General features: G+C 43.8%; 4 protein-coding genes. All 4 read right to left on the bottom strand.

Going from position 1 to position 3453, the window contains the following annotated elements:
- Window positions 1–113 precede the first annotated feature (113 nt).
- From CBG25_RS01480 to CBG25_RS01465, 4 genes are read right to left on the bottom strand one after another with little or no spacing between them, the layout of a single operon-like run.
- On the bottom strand, window positions 114–860 hold the full coding sequence (locus CBG25_RS01480) for a recombinase RecT (RefSeq protein ID WP_290604017.1): 747 nt from the start codon (window positions 858–860) through the stop codon (window positions 114–116).
- Window positions 857–2452, bottom strand: coding sequence for a PD-(D/E)XK nuclease-like domain-containing protein (locus CBG25_RS01475; RefSeq protein WP_290604016.1), 1596 nt, complete (start codon window positions 2450–2452; stop codon window positions 857–859). The genes CBG25_RS01480 and CBG25_RS01475 overlap by 4 nt, the downstream gene beginning before the upstream one ends.
- The gene (locus CBG25_RS01470) at window positions 2452–2811 is read right to left on the bottom strand and encodes a hypothetical protein (protein ID WP_290604014.1); all 360 of its coding nucleotides are present in this window, start codon (window positions 2809–2811) and stop codon (window positions 2452–2454) included. Before CBG25_RS01470 ends, CBG25_RS01475 begins: the two co-directional genes overlap by 1 nt.
- The gene (locus CBG25_RS01465) at window positions 2808–3296 is read right to left on the bottom strand and encodes a LuxR C-terminal-related transcriptional regulator (RefSeq protein WP_290604012.1); all 489 of its coding nucleotides are present in this window, start codon (window positions 3294–3296) and stop codon (window positions 2808–2810) included. The genes CBG25_RS01470 and CBG25_RS01465 overlap by 4 nt, the downstream gene beginning before the upstream one ends.
- Window positions 3297–3453 lie beyond the last annotated feature (157 nt).

Genomic DNA, 3453 nt, shown 5'->3' with positions numbered 1-3453 from the left:
CGATTATCTCGTAACAGCCGCTCTTTGTTGATCATTTCAAACCTTTATTCTCTAAGTTAAACCTCTTTTTATTCTCAATAGCGTGACAAAAAATGCAAGTCTCTATTCAGCAACTAGTTTATTGATAGCCGTTTAAACGAAGCAGGCGCCATTCTAAGCGTTTTTTCTGTTGAATTTGCATCTTCGTATACCTCAAACAGCGAAAATAGCTCAGAGGCGCAAGGAAGCCGTCTAGCGAGACGATGAATCACGGTTTTGAGTGCCATTCTGTCAAACCACTTCACCCACGGGCTAGAATCGTATTTTGCGCTTTGTACCGTATCCCGTATTTTTTCCACGCCAGCACGACTCATCACTTCGACAACCAATTCACCGCTATTAAGTTTTGCGAAGGCATACACTTTCACTATATCATCACCATCAACGAACGCTGGACGGTGTGTTAAGTGTTCGCCGTTCTCATCAATCACATACTCAAACTCGTCTTGCGAATAAACCACTTTTGCAATGATATTTGCCACCTGACCGGATTGGCGGGCGCGTTTGATAACGCCGTCCACCATCGGCATGTAGACGGCTTTTTTCACAAACTGCTTGTTGACTTTGGTACTACGAACAACCAGCGCTGCTTCTCGTCCGTCAGGCATCAGTCCATCTTTTGCACAGCGAGTTAAGGCCAGTACGAGTGATTGTTTATCGGCATTTTGCAAATCGACATTTTCAATTAATGCAGTCGCAGCGGTTCGGGTGAACTGCTCAGGCGTAACCTGAGCAGGCAACAGGGCTGCAATTCCTTGCTGCATGATGACCGATTGCAGATTGTCATAGACGTTGTTCATCGTTTCCAGTTCAGTATTCATGCAACACCTCCTTCTACCGCAACCGCTTCTCTGCGTTTTCTATCCGCCTGTTTTGCCCAGAAAGGACGGGATATCATCGCAACCGCCTGTGTTTCGGTTCCTTTTTCAAGCGCATCAATCACGCCGTTAACCTGAATTACACCCTCTTCGCTATCTTCTTCGTCCAACATACCTAGCTGCACGGGATAGCGCCCACACTCCGGTCTTTTGCCAATTGCACAGAACAGAAAATCAATATCAAGATTAAATACCTTCTGGGCGATAATTCGGTAGAACGCTGCTTGCAGGTGGTAGCCAAACTTGTCAACGGATTTGCCAAAGTCATGAACGTCATCAGTCGTTTTAACATCGAGGATGAACGGCACGCCGGAGTAGAGCCCTAACCAATCAGGACGTATTTTTAGCAGCGTCCCTTTTTCCGTACGGTAGAAAATTGATAATTCCGGTTCACCGTTTTCAAGCAGTTCGGCAACCAGTGGGTAAGCCAGCGCAGAATCACGCATTAACTCAATCTGCTCAAAGTCGTCTTTTTTGAGCACGATTTGATTGTGGGCTTCTGCCTGATTTTCAAACTCCGCCAAAGCCTGTTTGCCGTCTTTGGTTCTCAAATCTACTTCTGGCGCACAAAGGTATTGCTTTTCAAAGCACTCAGGCTCTAGAATAGCCGAGTGAAGAGCTGTACCAATCAAGAGCGCCCCTTGTTTCGTTTCCTTACTTGGGGCGTTTTTGTACCAGTCCAGCGCACTCAATCCTCTTCTCTGAACCAATCGTATTTGTGTACTCGAATACCCGTTTGCCGCATGGTAGGTGCTATTTTCAAGACAACGAACAATCAAACTCTCTGTCGGTTTCAATGCATCAACACAGCCGTTCAACATCTCAAGCGTGATACCTTCACCGCTCATGATTTTTCCGTTAACAGGTGGAAAAGCGGAGAAAATAGAGTTGTCGTCGATGTTTTTGATGACCCAGTGTGTTAATTTATTTTCTTCTGTACAATTATTGACCAACCCCTCAAGCTCGACATTCGCCTCGCTTTTTTCCACTTCTCCCACGTTTTCCACAGACATAACGACAGATTCAGTGGATAACTCTGTTGATTGCGTTAATAACTGATTATCTTTTCCACACTCAAAAAGATGAATCGCTATTTCCTTGATTTCACCGATTGAAATTGCTTTGTCACTCGCTGAAATTTTTGAGGTTACCTTGTCACGTAGTTCTGTATATTGCTCAAAAAGCTCTGGCTCATCTTCTGGATTAGCTAACAAATCATCTGCATCTCGTATTTCGCCTTCGTCGTATTCTTCCTGAATCCCAAAAATCGTTAGCAAAGCGCAAAACTGGTCTATTTCCTGTTCTTCGGTAATATCCGTCTGTTTTTCGGTATTAGCTAGGTACTCATCAACTGTGATTTCTTCCAATCGCGGCGATTTATAAAAACAGCAATTCGCGCCGTCGGTTTCAAAGATATGTTGAGAAGCCAATTTCTTGGCAGCAATTTTTGTCTCAGAGGGAAGATAGATGAAATTTGTTGTCTTACCCTTCTCGTGGTCAACCGTTGTGATAATCGTTGCTTTGAAGTATTTCATTATTTCGCCCCCTCAATGCGGTTATTCGCCTGCTGTTCCAATCTCCGTAAAATGCTGCCTCTGGCTTTGGGTAATGCCTGTTCTCGCTGGTTATCCAAACAGTGACAACAAGCACCCGAACACGCTTTCATCATCGAGGGATGGTAAAAAAGCGCCTTGAATTGTTTACGGTTTATTTTTTCAACAAACTCAATACAGGCTTCTTCAGGAAAAACAGCGGGACGGTTATCCAACCTTGCACACCAGAAAAAACTCACGAGAGCTAATGAGAGTTTGCCACAGTGACAACAGGTAAAACGCACATCAGGGCGACCCTGATAGGTTCGCCGAAATCCGTTGATGATGTAGGTGTATTTCATACTGCACCTCCAACAGAGTTAACACATGAACGAGGAAGCATATTCACCGGAATATAGAGGTCAAAGCCTTGAGATTTGCCAAATGCCCTTAACTCGCAAGCAGAATGGACGTTGACTTTTCCGTAGATAGCCTTCAAGTGCGATTCAACCGTTGAGGGAAAAATATTTAACCGTCTACCAATTTCCTTACTACTGAATCGGTGCATCATTAGAAACACAATTTGCCATTCCCTATGGCTTAATATGTCATCTGGTTGTTGCATGGTGACCGTATAAGGCTGAATGCCATCGACATACTCCAACGGCGATAAAAACAGGAACTCATGAGCATGGAAGAAAGTGCCCCTGTAGCCATTTTCACTACAAAAAAGCGGTAAAAAATGGAACTGCCAAACGGTGGACGATTTCCTGAAATCAGCAGGCAAATTACATATCAAAGAGAATGGCGATTTTTCGCTGTGGATTCTCTCTATCAGCGTTCCCATTTCAGGCAAATGAATAAGCAAATAGAGTAAAAACTAGTTGCTGAATAGAGACTTGCATTTTTTGTCACGCTATTGAGAATAAAAAGAGGTTTAACTTAGAGAATAAAGGTTTGAAATGATCAACAAAGAGCGGCTGTTACGAGATAATCGTTTATGT

This window comes from Arsenophonus sp. ENCA (genome assembly GCF_002287155.1).
Lineage (GTDB): Bacteria > Pseudomonadota > Gammaproteobacteria > Enterobacterales > Enterobacteriaceae > Arsenophonus > Arsenophonus nilaparvatae.
The sequence above is the reverse complement of the archived record's forward strand: the minus strand, read 5'-3'. Positions and strand labels throughout refer to the sequence as shown.

Excerpts from the sequence above, each read along its gene's own strand:
- CBG25_RS01470 (WP_290604014.1), bottom strand. The coding sequence starts at position 2,811 with ATGAAATACACCTACATCATCAACGGATTTCGGCGAACCTATCAGGGT.
- CBG25_RS01475 (WP_290604016.1), bottom strand. The coding sequence starts at position 2,452 with ATGAAATACTTCAAAGCAACGATTATCACAACGGTTGACCACGAGAAG.
- CBG25_RS01480 (WP_290604017.1), bottom strand. The coding sequence starts at position 860 with ATGAATACTGAACTGGAAACGATGAACAACGTCTATGACAATCTGCAA.
- CBG25_RS01465 (WP_290604012.1), bottom strand. The coding sequence starts at position 3,296 with ATGGGAACGCTGATAGAGAGAATCCACAGCGAAAAATCGCCATTCTCT.